This is a genomic window from Oceanobacillus luteolus (assembly GCF_023715655.1).
Taxonomy (GTDB): Bacteria; Bacillota; Bacilli; order Bacillales; family Amphibacillaceae; genus Oceanobacillus; species Oceanobacillus luteolus.
Map to the genome: position 1 here is coordinate 64,318 of NZ_JAMBON010000003.1, position 18,008 is coordinate 82,325.

The 18,008-nt window shown below is 39.7% G+C and carries 14 protein-coding genes and 1 pseudogene; 12 read left to right on the forward strand and 3 right to left on the reverse strand.

The annotated features are described in order from the left end of the window. Positions 1–46 precede the first annotated feature (46 nt). Positions 47–1,636, reverse strand: a complete 1,590-nt coding sequence (locus M3210_RS04175; protein WP_251511875.1) for an ABC transporter permease — start codon at positions 1,634–1,636, stop codon at positions 47–49. Beyond that, the gene (locus M3210_RS04180; RefSeq protein ID WP_251511876.1) at positions 1,629–2,543 is read right to left on the reverse strand and encodes an ABC transporter ATP-binding protein; all 915 of its coding nucleotides are present in this window, start codon (positions 2,541–2,543) and stop codon (positions 1,629–1,631) included. The genes M3210_RS04175 and M3210_RS04180 overlap by 8 nt, the downstream gene beginning before the upstream one ends. Before the next feature lie 152 nt (positions 2,544–2,695). Between M3210_RS04180 and M3210_RS04185 the strand changes: the two genes are divergently transcribed. The 12 genes from M3210_RS04185 to M3210_RS04240 all read left to right on the forward strand — a co-directional run bounded on the left by M3210_RS04185 (position 2,696) and on the right by M3210_RS04240 (position 15,744). After that, a complete protein-coding gene (locus M3210_RS04185; protein ID WP_251511877.1) occupies positions 2,696–3,280 on the forward strand; it encodes a TetR/AcrR family transcriptional regulator in 585 nt (194 codons plus the stop codon). A 172-nt stretch (positions 3,281–3,452) separates the two neighbouring features. Continuing rightward, positions 3,453–4,208 (forward strand): GTP cyclohydrolase II, encoded by a 756-nt coding sequence (locus M3210_RS04190; protein WP_251511878.1) that lies wholly within the window; start codon positions 3,453–3,455, stop codon positions 4,206–4,208. Continuing rightward, entirely contained in the window at positions 4,201–5,310 is a 1,110-nt protein-coding gene (ribD, locus tag M3210_RS04195) for a bifunctional diaminohydroxyphosphoribosylaminopyrimidine deaminase/5-amino-6-(5-phosphoribosylamino)uracil reductase RibD (protein ID WP_251511879.1), read from the forward strand. Before M3210_RS04190 ends, ribD begins: the two co-directional genes overlap by 8 nt. Further along, complete coding sequence (locus M3210_RS04200) at positions 5,307–5,885, forward strand: 5' nucleotidase, NT5C type (RefSeq protein WP_251511880.1); 579 nt, start codon at positions 5,307–5,309, stop codon at positions 5,883–5,885. The genes ribD and M3210_RS04200 overlap by 4 nt, the downstream gene beginning before the upstream one ends. Positions 5,886–6,058: 173 nt before the next feature. Further along, positions 6,059–7,363 carry a globin-coupled sensor protein gene (locus M3210_RS04205; protein ID WP_251511881.1) on the forward strand — a complete coding sequence of 435 codons (1,305 nt, stop codon included), beginning with the start codon at positions 6,059–6,061 and terminating at the stop codon, positions 7,361–7,363. Between the two features lie 198 nt (positions 7,364–7,561). Continuing rightward, positions 7,562–7,831, forward strand: a complete 270-nt coding sequence (locus tag M3210_RS04210) for a DUF485 domain-containing protein (protein ID WP_251512027.1) — start codon at positions 7,562–7,564, stop codon at positions 7,829–7,831. A gap of 2 nt (positions 7,832–7,833) precedes the next feature. Then, positions 7,834–9,375, forward strand: a complete 1,542-nt coding sequence (locus M3210_RS04215; protein WP_251511882.1) for a solute symporter family protein — start codon at positions 7,834–7,836, stop codon at positions 9,373–9,375. Then, complete coding sequence (locus M3210_RS04220) at positions 9,372–11,135, forward strand: LytS/YhcK type 5TM receptor domain-containing protein (protein WP_251511883.1); 1,764 nt, start codon at positions 9,372–9,374, stop codon at positions 11,133–11,135. Before M3210_RS04215 ends, M3210_RS04220 begins: the two co-directional genes overlap by 4 nt. Then, positions 11,132–11,875, forward strand: coding sequence for a LytR/AlgR family response regulator transcription factor (locus M3210_RS04225; protein ID WP_251511884.1), 744 nt, complete (start codon positions 11,132–11,134; stop codon positions 11,873–11,875). The genes M3210_RS04220 and M3210_RS04225 overlap by 4 nt, the downstream gene beginning before the upstream one ends. A gap of 196 nt (positions 11,876–12,071) precedes the next feature. Next, on the forward strand, positions 12,072–12,419 hold the full coding sequence (locus M3210_RS04230; RefSeq protein ID WP_251512028.1) for a DUF485 domain-containing protein: 348 nt from the start codon (positions 12,072–12,074) through the stop codon (positions 12,417–12,419). Beyond that, positions 12,419–13,954 (forward strand): solute symporter family protein, encoded by a 1,536-nt coding sequence (locus M3210_RS04235; protein WP_251511885.1) that lies wholly within the window; start codon positions 12,419–12,421, stop codon positions 13,952–13,954. Before M3210_RS04230 ends, M3210_RS04235 begins: the two co-directional genes overlap by 1 nt. 74 nt (positions 13,955–14,028) lie before the next feature. Next, positions 14,029–15,744, forward strand: coding sequence for a sulfate adenylyltransferase (locus M3210_RS04240; protein WP_251511887.1), 1,716 nt, complete (start codon positions 14,029–14,031; stop codon positions 15,742–15,744). 129 nt (positions 15,745–15,873) lie between these two features. Here the strand turns inward: M3210_RS04240 and M3210_RS04245 are convergent. After that, a pseudogene (locus tag M3210_RS04245) lies at positions 15,874–17,947 on the reverse strand (catalase). Positions 17,948–18,008: the final 61 nt, after the last annotated feature.

Consider the following 18,008-nt stretch of genomic DNA (forward strand, 5'->3'; position numbering starts at 1 on the left):
TTAAAAAAGGGAGCAGCTGTATATTTTGCAGCTGCCCCTTTTTTAATTATCCGGTAATATCTCTTCTACTATAGCTAGTGAAGCCAAGTACAATTAGTATTATAGCTGTTATACTTAAGGCGATTACTGTTATCCAATCCATATTTTCCACTGGAATAGCTGGGATGTAACCAAAGGGGGATAAATTTTCAACCCAGTCGGGGAACTGAAGTAATCCGCCAAGGTAATTAATAATGAAAGAAGTTGCGATGTATAACCAAATCAGACTTGTAAATCGGGGTAGTACTCCAATTAAAAGAACTGCTAGACCAAGCATTACGAGTACTGCGGGGAAATATACTAAGGCAGCTCGATATATAATCACAAAGGAAAATCCTTCTTCCATCACCGCCTCTGCTGCCATCCATAATCCAGAGGCAGTTAAAGATAGCATGATGAAGGCATTGATTATTGCTACAAGTAGATAGCTGGCCATTAATTTCGTACGAGATACAGGAGTGGCGAGTACGTGCTCCGTTCGATTTTTCCGCTCTTCGCCAATTAATTTATTCATATTCATAACTGGTGGAATACAAGCTAAAATAGCCATAACAAGCATTAGCATCGGAATGAATTGTTCTGTTAATGTATAGCCTTCTTTTTCAATCAGCATCTTTTCAAGTAATTCATTACCTTGGAAAAAAGATTCTAAATCTCCCATGACGGACCCATAGGACATCCCAAGGACAAACAATCCAATTGCCCAGCTAATAGATGCAGTTCGTGTAATCCGAAGTACAAAACCGATAGGGTTTCCAAGAAACCTGGAAGCATGCTTCCTTCCATTGCGGGTCCCAATTAAAGCCGCACCACCATCACGGACGGCATTCAGATAATTTGCCAATAAAAATAAAACCATAGAAAATCCGAGGAGTAAAAGAATCGGCCACCAATTATTATTGGAATAGACTTCCGTACGAGTTACTAAACCTAATGGTGATAATAACGATAAAGATTCATTAGTAACATCTCCAACCGCGCGAATTAAATAAGCGAGAAGAAGAACGGCGATGGATAATCCTGTTGCACCACGCCCGCTTGCAACGATTTGGTTGAAGATTGCGGCCGTACCAGTGAAAAAAATTCCGGTTGCTCCAAGACTTGCTCCATACAATAATGAACCTTCCAAATCCATACTTTCCAATCCTAAAGCATATAGACCAGTAGCAGTTACGAACGCTAAAATAATGTTGACTATAACTAAAGTAATGAGGACTGCATTCAGATTCGCTAGCCTGCCGACAGGAAGGGCAAGGATTAATTCCGAAAGACCATCTTCTTCCTCAGCTCTTATATGACGGGTAACGATTAGTATACTCATCAATCCGACAACAATGGCTGTGAAAAGTAACATATTATGAGTCGTCATTGCACCAAGTGTATAATTTTCCACATCACCTGGACCGACCATCGCGGTCATCGCAGGATTGGCCATTGTTTCAGCCATCACATCCCGCTCGTCTTGTGTGGGAAACATATCATCCAACGCGACAGGAATCATCCATGTAAAAAAGGTGATTCCGATCAACCAAAGCGGTATCCGGATTTTATTCCTTTTTATCATGAAACGGATCAGCGTATTTGATTTTTCAAGCATTAGGATGCGCCCCCACATCAGTTGATTGTTTATTTTCATAATGTCGCATGAATAAATCTTCTAATGTCGGCGGAGCACTTTCCAACTTTTTGATGCCAAACTGGCTTATATGTCTGATTACGGAATCGATTTTGTCTGCATCAACTTGAAAACTGAGAGTAAGATCGTTCTGATTTAGTTCATAAACCCCAGAAAACGCTTGTAAATCAGTCACCCTCTGCTTCGTCTCTACAAGAAGATGTGTGCGAGTGAGATGCCTTAATTCATTTAGGGTTCCTGATTCAATAATTTTTCCTTGCCGAATAATACCTACCCGATCACAAAGCTTTTCGACCTCAGATAAAATATGGCTGGAAAGCAGTACTGTTTTACCGGCATCTTTTACCTCTTGCACATATTCCTGAAATACCTGTTCCATAAGTGGATCCAGTCCTGAAGTAGGTTCGTCAAAAATAAAAAGTTCAGCATCAGAAGCAAATGCCGCCACTAAGGCCACCTTTTGCCGGTTTCCTTTGGAATAGGTGCCACATTTTTTTGATGGATTAAGAGAAAATCTTTCTAATAATTCTTCTCGCTTCTTTGTCCGTTTTCCACCCCTGAGATCAGTGAATAAATCAATTACTTCACCACCAGTTAAATTTGGCCAGAGATTGACGTCCCCAGGTACATAGGCCAGTCGTTTATGAATCTCCACAGCGTCACGCCAAGCATCTTTACCAAAAATTTCTGCTTTACCTTCTGTCGCTTTCATAATTCCTAATAATATTCGGATCGTTGTCGATTTACCGGCACCGTTTGGACCGATGAAACCGTAAATTTCCCCCTTATTTAGTTCCATGTCCACACCATTTAATGCGGAAAATTTTCCAAAACGTTTACGAAGCTTCTCGACTTTAATTATAGACATGAGCTTCCTCTCCTCTTTGACAATATAGTTTTGAAATATTTTATCTCTTATAGTTCATAATATATAAAAATAAACGTGGATGCAATAGTTTTGAACTAAATTGATTGTTATATTTCAAAAATTTTATTAAACTATGGTTGAGGTGAATAGGGATGAACGGCTTTGAACGAAGAAAAGAATTGAAGAAAAATAATATTTTAGAGGCTGCTTTATCGTTGTTTCTTAAACATGGTTTCCACAAAGTATCTATTGCGGAGATTGCTAAAGAAGCAGACGTATCACAGGTGACGATATACAATTACTTCGAGAGTAAAGATAATTTAATCCAGAAGGTAATCATCTATTATGTAAATAAAATTTGGAATGAGTATGAACAATTATTTAATAGTGATATGCCATTTCCGGAAAAGGTAAAAACAATTATTTTCGAGAAGGCATTGGTGGCAAATCAGATTAATGAAGAATTCTTTGAGCATTTTATGAAGGAATATATAAAGGAAGATAATTATATTATGGAGTTTTATAATGAGGTAGCTTTGCCGCGATTTCTTGAATTATTTGAAGATGGGAAGCAGCAAGGATATGTCGATCAAAGTGTTTCCGATGAAGCTATTTTATTATATATCCAGATGTTTGCTGATTATATGCGACGGGAAGGTATGGAAAAAACAGCTTTGCCGCTGACTGAAGATCTTACTAAGCTTTTCTTCTATGGATTATCTGGGAAAAGTGAGTAGTGGCTTGGCGGTATCCTCTCCATAGAATCTGGGTCAATCAGTTTTCACGTACTTGTCATATGTTATTAGATAGAACTTTTTAATAAAAGTCTTTAATTTCGAGAAAGATAAATTGAAGCAAATTATAAATTTCACTATACTAAAGTATGTACGTGAAAGGAGATAATAAAATATGGCGCCATTAAAAGTTGAATCAAAAGCTTTTTCGCTATTAAAAGATAAAATAAAATTAATCAAGAAAGACGGTAAGGCCATATATTTAGTCGGACCGATCCAGCTTCCGGTCAATTTATATGGGGAAACAGTCGTGTTTCAATGGTATTGCTGGTTGAATTATGACGAGGTTACCGAGGATTATGAAAAAATCATCGACAATCTTGCATCTTCAAACCTTGCAGAATACCAGCAGTCGAGTGTGCTTGTCTATGGTGATTTTGAAAATGCCGATGATGCATTGATTCGTTTCCATTCCATTTGTCACACGGGTGATATTTTTGGGAGCAAGCGTTGTGACTGTGGATTCCAATTAAAAGAATCGATGAAGAAAATCAAGGAACATGGTGTTGGGGCATTATTCTACTTAGCAAACCACGAGGGGCGTGGCATCGGTTTATTTAGTAAAGCGATGGCTTATGTACTTCAGGAAAATGGTTTTGATACGGTTGAAGCGAATGAAAGTCTTGGTTTCGATAATGATTTACGTAACTATGATGATGCAATTGCTGTCCTTAAAACGTTAAGATTAAAACCAGTTACCTTGATTACAAATAATCCAAATAAATTGGAAGCATTAAAGACTTCAGGAATGGTCCTTGCCGGTAGAACCCCACTATGGGGCGATGTTTCGGAATACAACAAAAAGTATCTGGAAACGAAAATTGAAAAATCCGGGCATCTAGAATCGGAAGGAACATGCCCAAATGACTAATCATGAAGTTTATATGGATCTTGCATTAGATAATGCAAGGGCTATGAAAGGACAGACTGATCCTAATCCTCTTGTAGGATCAGTTATTGTGAACGATAACAGGATTGTAGGCGTAGGCACTCATTTAAAAGCAGGAGAGCCCCACGCAGAGATACATGCTTTAAGAATGGCTGGTGAATTGGCAAAGGGTGGGACGATTTATGTAACTCTTGAGCCTTGTTCCCATCATGGCAGAACCGGTCCTTGTGCGGAAGCGATAGTAAAAGCGGGAATTAAAAAAGCAGTCATCGCCACTTTGGATCCCAATCCATTAGTAGCAGGTAACGGTGTAAAAATACTAAAGGATGCTGGCATAGAGGTCATTACTGGAGTAAGGCAAGCTGAAGCGTGGAAAATGAATGAAGTCTTCAATAAATTTATTGTAGAGAAGAAACCATTCATTACGCTGAAAGCTGGAATTACACTTGACGGTAAGGTGGCATCCCATAGTTATAACAGTAAATGGATCACCTCGGAGGAAGCAAGGCATGATGTCCATCATTTACGGAATGAAAATATGGCAATCCTGGTAGGCATTAATACTGCATTGAAAGATAACCCAGCACTCACCACTAGAATACCAAATGGTAGAAATCCAATTCGTGTCGTTTTAGACTCTACATTGAAGCTCCCTCTGGATTATCAACTCGTTACAGACAACGAAGCCGAAACCTGGATATTTACGAGCAGGAGATTCGATGAACAAAAAAAACAACAATTAGAAGAAATCGGTATCAAAGTTTTTGTAACGAAAAGTCAGGAACATGTTGATCCGGTTGAAGTTGTAGAGGTATTGGGAGAGAATGGCGTTTCTTCTTTAATTATTGAAGGTGGGGGCAATGTAAATGCTTCGTTCCTGGAGCATAAGTTGATTGATAAAGTCGTCCTCTATATTGCGCCAAAGCTTATCGGTGGTAAGGATGCACCGACATTTCTTGAAGGCGCAGGAATTGAGCTGATGAAGGATGCAATTGAATTAACTGACACTCAAATGTTGCCTGTCGGAAAAGATTTTAAATTTATAGGTTACCCGAAATATAATGAACCGAGGGATGCTTCATGAAGTTTGGTTTTGATATAGATGACACATTGATAAATTTGCGGGAACATGCTTTTAAAATTTATAAGAAGAAACTGAAGAAAGATCTGTCATCGGATATATTCCATGCCTTAAAACGGGTGGAAATCCATGAACCATTTGGATTGACGGATGAAGAAGGAAAAGCCATGTGGGTAAGCTCATTGGAAGAGATCTATTATACGGATTGTCCAGCGTATCCAGGTGCTGTTGAGACGTTGCTTGAATTGGAAAAGGAAGGTCATGAGATTTATTATATTACAGCAAGACCCAAGGTACATGGAATACGAAGCAGGGAATGGATGAAACAACAAGGTTTCCCGGTAAAAGATGAAAACTTTTTCTATGGTATGCAGGATCATGAAAAGATAAAAATAATCGAGACATTGGATTTGGACTATTATATTGATGACAAACCAGCTGTCTTAAACACACTTACACATACCTCTACCCATTTGATGATTATGGATCAATCATATAATCGAGAATCAGCGATTGAACGGTTAGAAAACTGGTATGATTTTCGATCGTTAATATCGATGAAAGAGAACACACGATGATTTGGATCGTGTGTTTTTTTCTTGATTAGCGAAGTATATTTCCATTTCAACTGAAAAAATGAGTGAAATAGTAATTACATCCTAAATGCCTAGTTTATTTTGATATAATAGAATGAGTTATAATGCTTTAGTTATAGTATAATAGTTTTGTATAGGTGACAGGGGGCCACATGATGTTATTTAGACAGCGTAGAAAAGTAATAGAATCCATTTTTCAAACACATTATCCGGAAGTTAAATTAGAGATTGAGCGAGACATTCCGTTAGACCACCAAATCAAGATGATTGGACTTACACTAGAAGACCTGCAGATTCTTCGTGCGTTACAGCCATATATAAATGATAAAATACATACGATTATTAATCAGTTCTATGATAATTTGGGAAAAGAATCTTCCCTCATTCATATAATAAACAAGCATAGTTCTATTGAACGATTGAAAAAAACGTTAAGACGTCATATCGTTGAAATGTTCTCAGGCGAGATTGATCCCTCTTACGTTGAAAAAAGACGGATTATTGCGCATGTTCATGTGCGAATTGGTTTAGAAGCAAAATGGTATGTAGCTGCTTTCCACGATATTTTATCTTCCTTTATTGATGTAATTGTAGAACAAATATCAGAACGGGAAGATGCACTTAGAGCAATAAGGGCCGTTACTAAAATTATAAATCTGGAAGAGCAGTTAGTATTGGAAGCTTATGAGGACGAAACAAAGCGGATCAAACGTGAAGCGAATGAAACAAAAGACGGTTTCCGGATGAACATTGTGAATACATCAGAGAATTTGGCAGCGATTTCCCAAGAGACGAATGCAGCTGTAGAAAAGTTGATTGACCATTCTGATGAGATTGTTGCATTGGCATCTAGAGGCTCAAAACTGTCTCAAACAGCAAAAGACAAAGCCGAGTCAGGCAAGCAAGAAATGAATCGACTTGCTTCGAAAATGAGCATGATTAACAAGTCGGTTGAAGGTATGAGTGTGGATGCGAAAGAATTAGTGACAATTATGCAACGGATGCAAGAGATAATTGATATTGTATCAGGAGTCGCAGAACAGACTAATTTATTATCTCTGAATGCCAGTATAGAAGCGGCAAGAGCTGGTGAAGCAGGCCGTGGATTTGCAGTTGTTGCTGAGGAAGTGAGAAAGCTCTCCGATCAAACGAAAGATGCAGTTGTAAACGTCGCATCATTAATTAAAACGACAAATGAACAGGTTAAACAATTAACGAATACTTTAGAAGATATTCACCAAGATGTTCAAATCGGCAATGGTTATTCTCAAGAAACAGAAGCGCATTTTGGGGAAATAGTCGAAACTATGAATGATAACGATAATGAAAACAATAAATTGGTAGAAGAAATCGAAGCGTTTGTTGAACGTATCAATGCACTGGGGAAAGCGTTTGAAGAAGTCGCAGCATCTGCAGATGGTTTAAACATGTTAACAAACGAATTAGAAGAAAATAATTAATTGTTGGAGTCCAAATCTTGTTTGGGCTCCTTTTCTATAGGAGGGGATATACGTAATTATGGAAGGGAAATTAATATCAAGCCAATGTTGCGGTAATTTTCCTAAACCAAAACTTAAAACTTTACAATCCCATTCCTATCATATATATTCATAATTAAAGAAATTTACAGATATTTGCTTTACGGGAGGGAGAAGTTGGTGAAGGAAACGTATCAAGAACTTATGCGTAAAAAGAAACGATTTATTATTGTAGCGATTATTTTTGCATTTCTTTTCTATTTCATGCTTCCTATATCCCTCTCCCTTTTCCCCGAAAAAATGAATCAAACCAGTTTTATTCCTGGCGTGTCATGGGCTTGGGTTTATGCATTCCTACAGTTCATAATGATTTGGCTGCTCGGCTTTATTTATCATCAAAAGTCGAAGAAATTAGATGAAGTGATCGAGCAAATGATACAGGAGGAGTAACGGTGAATCTTACATACTTCTTATTTTTTATTTGTATTGTCATATGCACGTTGATTATTACCTATTGGGCAGCTATGCGAAGTGTGACTACGAATATATATTATACGGCAGCAGGCAGTTTAACCGGCTTCCAGAATGGAATGGCTATTGCGGGTGACTTTATTAGCGCTGCTTCATTTTTAGGTATTGTTGGAACAATTGCACTCAGTGGTTATGATGGTTTTTTATATTCTATTGGTTTTTTAGTGTCTTATTTAGTCGTCCTCTTTTTGGTTGCTGAGCCTGTTCATCGACTTGGCAAGTATTCACTGGGAGATGTGATCTGTTCGCGGTTTCCAGGTAACACCATGCGTTTGATCATGGCGATCGGTGCGTTTTCAATTTCAATATTTTATATGATTCCGCAGCTGGTGGCATCTGGATTTTTATTAAGATTATTGCTTGATATCGATTATTCGATATCTGTTTTCGTCATTGGAAGTTTAATGACTATATACGTCATGTTCGGGGGTATGATTGCAACATCTTGGGTGCAAATTGTAAAGACAATCGTATTAATGTCAGGCACATTCTTGCTTTCATTAATTGTGCTCTCAAATTATAACTGGAACGTTGCTGCGATTGTTACGGATGTGAAAGAAAACTCGCCACTTGGAGAATATTTTTTTCATGCGGGGCATTTGTTTGAAAGCCCGCTTGAATTATTGTCACTTCAGTTGGCTTTGGTATTAGGTACTGCAGGTCTTCCTCATATATTAATCCGTTTATTTACAGTGAAGAATACATTTGAGGTGCGGCGTTCTTTATTAAGCGCGACATGGATTATTGGAATATTTTATGTTATGACATTAATACTTGGATTGGGAACGATAGCGTTTATTGGGTATGAGACATTAATTTCAGCGGATCCTACTGGGAATTTAGCGGCACCTTTACTAGCTCGGGCGGTAGGGGGAGATTTTCTATTGGCATTCATTTCCGCAGTAGCTTTTACGACGATTGTGGCAGTAGTTGCAGGATTAGTGATTTCAGCAACGACAGCTTTTTCTTATGATATTTATCATCATATGATTAAACGTGGGAAATCAACGGAAAGGGAGCAACTGCTTGCTGCTCGTTGGACAGCCTTGGTAGTCGGTATACTCTCTACGATTTTTGCTTTAAGACTGGAAACGATGAATGTTACTTTCCTTGTTTCCATGACATTCATCGTTGCAGCTTCAAGCATTTTTCCTATTTTGGTACTTACAATTTATTGGAAACGTTTTAATCGCCTTGGAGTGATATCCGGGATGTTAAGTGGTTTGTTTGCATCGATGCTCCTACTATTAATCGGTCCCCATATTATGCATCCGGAGGGTCTGATTCAACGTGAAGCCATTATCTCTTTATATAATCCGGGAATTATTGCAATTCCAATCGGGTTTATCGGAGCAGTTCTTGGCACGCTATTATCACGAAGACAGTCTGCGTCGGAAATATCTTATGAAGATTTTTATAAACAGGCTCAAACAGGGGTCCAGTCGAGGAGTGATGCATCATGAAAGACTTGACACTCATCTTATTTGAACGGATAGGTCTTCTGCTTGTCATCGCCTTTGTATTGACTCGAACACCTGGATTCAAGAAACTGCTTGATCGTAAATTTAATAAAGGTATGTCGATTGTTCATGCTATCGTATTTGGTGCTTTTGCTATTGCTAGTACGACAACAGGGATTCTGATAGCTGATGGGACCGTACTAAATGTCGACTTTATCGTCTTACCAGTGGAAGATGATCAGTTGATCGTCAGTATGAGTTTGGTGGCGGTTGTAATTGCAGGCTTGTTAGGGGGGCCATTTGTTGGATTCGGTGCGGGTTTGATAGCCGGTATCCATCTTATGTTCCTAGGCGGTGTCGGTTGGTTGGCGAATGGGTTTGTTAATCCATTGACTGGATTATTGGCGGGATTGACGGCGCGATTTTTCTCTAATGAACGGGTCATCTCTCCTTTAAAGGCTTTATTTATTGGAGTGTTTCCGCCAGTTTTACAGATGCAGTTATTGCTGATTTTTTATACAGATGCATTAGATATTGTAGAGATTGTCGATTGGATCGGCCTTCCGCTTGTGTTATCAAACAGCTTAGCAATCGCCATATTTACAGCAATGGTAGGAATTGTACTGAAGGAGCAGGAAAATGAGGCAGCAATTGCTACAAAGCAAGCATTGACAATAGCAGAAGAAGCGATTCCTTATTTAAAAAAGGATTTCAGTGGTGATATGGCAGAAGGAATTGCGGAATTATTATATGAACGGCTGGAGCTGGCCGCAGTCAGTGTTACAAATAATAAGGAAGTACTTGCTTACAAGGGTATTGGCAGGCATCACTTAATTGGTGAACCCATTCGATCTTCGGTTGCTCAGGAAGCCATTCGGACCAAGGTAATGCAAGTTACATATAAGAAGGAAGAAGTGGAATGTAAAGAAAAAAATTGTCCGTTTCAAGCAGCGATTATGATACCAATTACACAAGGAACGGAGCATACAGGTTTAATTATATTTTATTTTCGAAAGCCAGAACATATTTCCCCAGTGGAATTGACGATGGCAGAAGGTTTGGGGAAGTTTATTTCCAACCAATTGACCATGCTGCATGCAGAGAAATTAAAGATGCATATGCGGGATACGGAATTACGTAATTTACAGGCACAAATCAATCCACACTTTCTTTTTAATACGTTGCAGCTAATCGCGACATTATTTCGGGAAAATGCAGAAACGGCTCGCCATCTGACACTAAAACTTGCGAGCTTTATGCGGTTCAACCTTCGGCTTGTCTCCAAGTCACTTGTTGAGCTTGAGAAGGAATGTGAGCATGTAGAAGCGTATACATCGATTATTCAAGCTCGGTTTATGGATAGATTGAGGATAAATATTAATAAACCTGATGATCTTTCCAATATATATATCCCGCCTTCAACGATTCAACCACTGGTGGAGAATTGTATTAACCATGGTCTGCATCATAAATCAAAAGGTGGAAAGATTGAAATAGATATATCATTGGAAGAAACAGACGTGTTTATTTTAGTTCGGGATAACGGTAATGGATTTCCAGAGCATGTTTTACAATTTGCAGGTGAACAACCACTATCAGAAGGAAAAAGTGGTGGGATCGGTATCTATAATGTCAATCAACGACTTGTCAGCTTATTAGGGGAATCCTCCAAGCTTTCAATACGTAATCTGCCACAGGGAGGTAGTGAGGTGTATTTCCGGATTCCGAAAAGTCATCACTTGGAGAGGAAGGTGATATTATGATTATTCGAGCGATGATTGCGGAAGATGAAGCAATGGCGAGAAAAGAGCTGATGTATCTCTTGCAAGACGAGGAAGATATATTATTATCTCCCCATGCAGAATCTGGGGAAGAACTCATCGAACAATATCGTCTACATAAGCCAGATGTCATCTTTCTTGATGTTGAAATGCCAGGTATGTCAGGTGTTGAAGCAGCTAAAGCCATTACTGAAATGAAAGAAGAAAGTCCATTGTTTATTTTTACTACGGCTTATGATGAGTATGCGATGGATGCTTTTGATATTGAAGCAATTGACTATTTACTGAAGCCTTATGAGGAAGCAAATTTTAAAAGGGCAATATCCAGACTACGTAAAGCGATCTCCTCGAAAGGAAGCAAACATGCAGTGAATGAACAGCAGCCGGCAACTGATAAGTTGCTGATTGATGATGGAGAACGGATGGTGGTACTTTCACCAGATTCGATTTATTATGCTGTACCTCATAAAAAGCAATTGGAGATCCATACAGAGGATAAGGTGATACTAAGTAAAATGACATTACAGGATTTAGAAGATAAGTTGAAAAATCATTCGTTTTTTAGGACTCATCGAAGTTATCTAGTCAATCTAAATCATATTTTAGAAATTACTCCATGGTTCAATGGAACGAGTAATGTGACATTGAAAGATAAAGATCAAACGAAAATACCAGTTAGCCGTGCGGCAAGTAAAATATTAATAAAAAAGTTCAAAATATAACCACTAATCTGTATGGTGTAACCATTCAATCCTGAAATCCAACCGTTCACGAAAAAAACGCTACAAACTTCCTTTGAATTATTATACTGCCAGTAAGCGCTTTCAATGAGGGGAGGTCTATCGGAAGGTAGTAAAGCATACGGGTAGCGGCGATTCGGGAATTTATAATCTCAGGAGAATGGAGAGGGTGGCTAATATGAATACACAGCCAATTACGGTTGAAAAAGATAATAAGGAATCTATTGATTTCGTTAAGGTAGAAGAAAGTAAGGAATTCAAATCCTTTATGAAGAGTAAGAAAAAGTTTATAGTTCCTTGGACGATTTTCTTTCTGATTTTTTACTTTACGCTTCCAATTCTCACTTCATATACAACGTTTCTTAATTCATCATTTTTCGGTGATATATCATGGGTGTGGGTGTTTGCAATTGCCCAATTCGTCATGACATGGGTATTGTGTACACTATACGTCCGAAAAGCGAACCGATTTGATGAGATGGCAGAGGATATTATCGATGAACAGATAAAGGGAGGTAATAGTTGATGGATGCAACAGTTATTATTCTTTTCTTAGCTATCGTCATACTAACCCTTGTCATCACCTATTACGCAGCTAAACGTACGAAAAGTACCGGAGATTTTTATACAGCCGGTGGTGGATTAACCGGCTGGCAAAATGGTTTAGCGATTGCCGGAGATTATCTATCTGCTGCATCGTTCCTCGGAATTGCCGGAATGATTGCACTGAATGGTTTTGATGGATTTTTTTATAGTATCGGATTTCTGATCGCTTATTTGGTTGTCTTATTCTTGGTAGCGGAGCCGCTACGGAATCTTGGGAAATATACTATTGCCGATATGATTAATTCCCGTTTTGATGCGAAAAAAATTAGAGGGGCCGCGGCACTAAGTACAATCACGATTGTCTTATTCTACATGATTGCTCAACTTGTTGGTGCAGGTGCATTAATTCAATTGCTGTTTGGAATCGATTATTGGATTGCAGTATTGATCGTCGGAGTCATGATGACGATTTATGTATTATTTGGGGGAATGATTGCGACTAGTTGGGTGCAGATTACTAAAGCCGTTCTTCTTATGGCTGGGATGGTAGTCATATCTTTCCTCGTTTTAATGAAATTCAACTTTAATATTTCATCCATGTTTACAGCTGTTAAAACGGCGACAAATCATGGTGCTGACTATTTGAAGCCAGGAATTCTTTATACAGAGCCACTAGGCACGATATCATTAATGCTTGCTCTTGTTCTTGGTACAGCGGGATTACCACATATCCTTATGCGTTTCTTCACCGTTAAAGATGCAAAAACTGCAAGAAGCTCGGTGATTACTGCGACATGGACGATAGGACTTTTCTATATTTTAACGTTATTCTTAGGTTTTGGTGCAGCAGCATTCGTTGGGCAAAATTCGATTCTTGCTGCTAACCCAGGTGGAAACATGGCAGCACCGTTACTTGCACAGGCAATTGGGGGAGACATTCTATTCGCATTTATTTGTGCGGTAGCATTTGCAACCATTTTAGCAGTAGTGGCAGGTCTCGTTTTATCTGGTGCCTCCGCATTTGCTCATGATATTTATGGCCAGATCATTAAAAAAGGAAAAGCGACCGACCGTCAGCAAATGTTGGCAGCCCGCAATGCGTCGTTGGCTGTATCAGTCATTTCCATCCTTCTTGCACTAGGAGCACAGTATTTGAACGTAGCGTTTCTTGTGTCCTTAGCATTCTGTATAGCAGCGAGTGCTAACTTGCCAGTTATTCTCTATACGGTATATTGGAAGCGTTTCAATACAACTGGGGCCGTATCTGCACTTCTTACCGGATTATTGTCAGCACTCATCTTAGTCTCGATGAGTCCAAGCGTATTTTCACCAGTAGAGGGAGCGGCACTATTTGTTGGTGAACCGATTTTCCCTATTTCCAATCCGGCGATTGTTAGTGTACCTCTAGGGTTCCTAGCAGGTTATTTAGGAACCGTTTTATCTAAGGAATATGACCCGGTTCGATATGCAGAGGTTAAGGTAAGAGCGAATACAGGTTATAGGGGTCCAAGATAAACGAACTTTTATGCAGGAGATAGAAATAGAAACATAGAATATATTGTATATAGATAAATAGAGGAGGAAGATTTATGAGTCAAAAGGTGTTAGATGATTCAAAAAAGCTTAGATATCCACAACAACCACATGGTGGTGAGTTAGTGAATCAAGTGCTTGCAGGGGAAGAGCTTGAGGCGGCGCTTGAAAAGGCGAACCATTTACCAATGATTATGGTGGACTTGGAAGCCGTCATAACATTAGAAATGATTGCGACAGGGGTCTTATCGCCAAATAAAGGCTTTATGAATGAGGCTGATTATAAATCCGTTCTTACTGAAGGGCGATTAAGCAATGGGGTTGTTTGGCCAGTACCATTAAGCTTTGCACCGATTGGCGATAAAAATAAAGAGATTATCAAGTCTTTAAAAGTCGGTGATGAGATTGCGCTTGCCGATCATTCGAGGCAGCCAGTGGCCATTTTAACGATTGAAGATATTTTTGATTATGATAGAGAATTTCGGGCAGAACAATTATTTGGCACGACTGATCGTGATCATCCGGGAGTAGATTCGATTTACCGGAGAATGGGTGATACAGCACTCGGAGGAACGATTCATTTATTGCGCCGTGTCCATTGGGGCCCGTTCGAAAGTATTCGAATGGAGCCGAAAGAGACGTGGAAACTTTTCTATGAAGAGAAAAAGTTCAATTCCGTAGGTGGATTTATAACTGGGGCAAACCCACTCCATCGCGGTCATGAATATATCCACCGTAATGCACTGGAAGAATTGGATGGGCTATTTGTTCAGCCACTAGTGGAAATGGCAAAACGTGAGTATACCCGCCATGAATTCCGGATGCTTGCATACCGTAGTGTACTCGAGACATATTATCCAAAAGAAAGGACAATTCTTGCTCCACTTCGGGTAACGTATATATTTGCTGGTCCACGCGAAGCAGTACTTCACGCTCTGATTATGAAGAATTATGGATGTACTCATGCATTAATCGGAAGGGACCATGCAGGTATCGGTGATTACTACGATAAGTATGCAGCCCATAATATTTTTGATACGTTCAAACCAGAGGAGCTCGGCATAGACATTCGTTTATTCCATGAAGTATTTTATTGCACACGTTGCGATAGTCCGGCATCTGAATATACTTGCCCGCATGATGATAAGTATCGCATCAATATTTCTGGAACAGGTATCCGTGAGCTTCTACGATACGGTATACTTCCACCGAAAGAAATCGTACGTCCAGAGTCAGCGCGGATTGCAATGCAAGGTATCCAGCCTAAAGGTATTGATGAAAATCAGGTGGCGATTAATCCAGTTGGTAAAACGATTAAGAGTATCTTCCCGTTCTACTTGAAGAACGAACGCCTCGGCGGTGCGAAGCGGAAACAGGAGCTGGAGCCTGAGCAATTGACAATTGAAGACTTAATCGCAGTCACTCGTGACGTCAGGGAGAATGCTGATAGGGTGTACCGGGATATTTATAACGAATTCACTTATGTAACCGATGTCAATCGCTCAGCCCAAGATGATTGGGTGACAGAAGCAAGGGAAACGATCCATCGACATCAAGAAATGGTCGTCGAGAACCTGGAAGAGAAGGTGGAACAGGCGCCAGAAACTGCTTCTGATGAATTTATGTATCAAGATAAGCAAGAAGCTAAGAAAGAGTTGGACGTTGCCCGCAAGATATTTGAAGACCTGTCCACACCAATTCAAAAAGACCAGCTAGAGTACCGGACATGGAACACCCTGCCGTATGAGCGTTATCGCGGAAGTGATGAATAGTTATTGTGAAACTGCTTATGAGACAACTCTCATAGGCAGTTTTTCTTGGATGCTTTGTTTTATTGGGAAGATTAATTAGGTCAATAAATTAAGTGGAAAGGATATCAAAATTATCCTTTCCACCTTTTATTATGTCCGATCCCAGAAACGCTGTTGTGTGATTGCCGCAACAAAGTCCCGAGCAAAATTAGGGTTATTGTTTGCGAAGACGACTCCGGCTAAGTTGTTTCCAGGTGATGGTTGAATATATGATTGTCCGGTAGAGGCGACCCCTATTGGCTTGTAATGTGTATAAGCCACACGAATATAATCGGCGATATTCGCATTAAATCTATCTTGTGTTTTGGAAGTTCCCCCTACTACATAGAGAGTGTCCATGAGATAAGGGCTGGAAGTCAAGAATGTTTCGTCGACCCGGAGCTTTGTACCACCTGAACCTGTGACCGTTCCTAATGTTTGGCTTATAATTCGGATGACAGTTTGATTTCTTCTCAATTCATTTAGCACGTCATTTACTTCCTGATCATTAAATCCGTCTCCAATCAAAACTCCTACTTTTTGCATCCTCGCATACTTTGGAGTATTTGCCTGACTTAGAGAAGGATAACTTGTTGAGACAGGTACATTATCTCCGCTTGGTCTTCTTACACCGATATTATCAGCAATAATGGACGCCATTTCCCTATCCACATTCACAAGGAGATCGACATTCTTTTGACGGACAGACTCGGTTTTTACTTTTCCAAGCTGAAAACTGAAGGCTTCTATCGTATGTTGTTTCTCCACCGGAGTCAAACTGTTCCAGAATATTCTAGGCTGAGTAAAAAAGTCATTAAATGATGGGCTTCGTCCCCGGATGACATGGCCTTCCACACGTTTCGGATATTCTTTATAACCGCCCTCTTCTGGTGGAGTAACGTACGGTGTGTTGCCAGCTAAGGAGTTATTACGATAATTTATTTGGTCAACGTCAATCCGGTGACGCATAAATCCGCGACGGGTATTGTTATGAAATGGACAAAGTGGACGGTTTACTGGCAATTCATCGTAGTTCGCGCTTCCTAGACGGTGATGCTGTGTGTCACGATATGCAAACAACCTTCCTTGCAGGACGGGGTCATTAGAGAAACCTATTCCAGGAACAACATTCGCAGGATTGAATGCAACTTGTTCCAATTCGGCAAACTCATTATCCACATTACGATTTAATGTTAACTTTCCAATTTTTTGAACCGGTATCAATTCTTCCGGCCAAAACTTCGCAGGATCAAGAATATCAAAATCAAATTTAAACTCATCTTCCATTTCAAGCATTTGTACACCAAGCTCGTATTCCGGATAATACCCGAGGTCAATGGATAAACGGAGATCGCGACGGTGATAATCAGGGTCTAATCCACCAATCTTTAGAGCCTCATCATTAAGCAAGGAATGAACGCCATCAACCGGCTTCCAAACAAAACCTTACGAAAGTTCCTTTGCCTTGGTCATTCATGAATATATACGTATTAATCGACCAAGACTCCATCTCACGATAACTTCTAAGAACACCACGGTCTGACATAATCCAGGTCACCATATGGATGGACTCCGGATTACTTGCTACAAAGTCCCAGAACCTGTCATGGGCACCGGTGGCGGTAGGAATTCCTTCATCCTGCTTATTTTGATATGCATGCATCACATCAGGGAATTTCATTGGATCTTGTATGATTAATACCGGCATGGCAATCGTTGTTAAGTCATAATTCCCTTCCTCTGTGTAAAATTTGACCCCTTTACAGCGTAAATCTCTTGCCGTATCATAAGAACCTTTTGGACCTTGAACCGTTGAGAAGCGGACAATCGTCGGAGTCTTCTTTCCAGCTTCTTGTAAGAAACCTGCCTCTGTCACATGACTCATTGATTGATAACACTCAAACTCACCGTACGCTCCATATCCTCTTGCATGCACCACTCTCTCAGGAATCTCTTCCCGATTGAAATGCCCCATTTTCTCTTGAAAATAAAAATCCTCGGTCAGTTGCGGTCCACGTACCCCAGCCTTTAATGTTTCCGAATCATTGGATACCTTTAGGTTTTGCTTTGTAGTTAATGGATTTCCTGTATCTCGGATCCGGAAATGGTCCAGTTGTTGCTGCTTTGCATTTTCGGCTCTAGGCTGGTCTGTCTGTTTTTTATCTTTTGAAGACTTATCATCCATAGCATACCCACCTTTTTCAATTAATCACCCAATGTTATAGCTATGAATGATAACCTCTGTC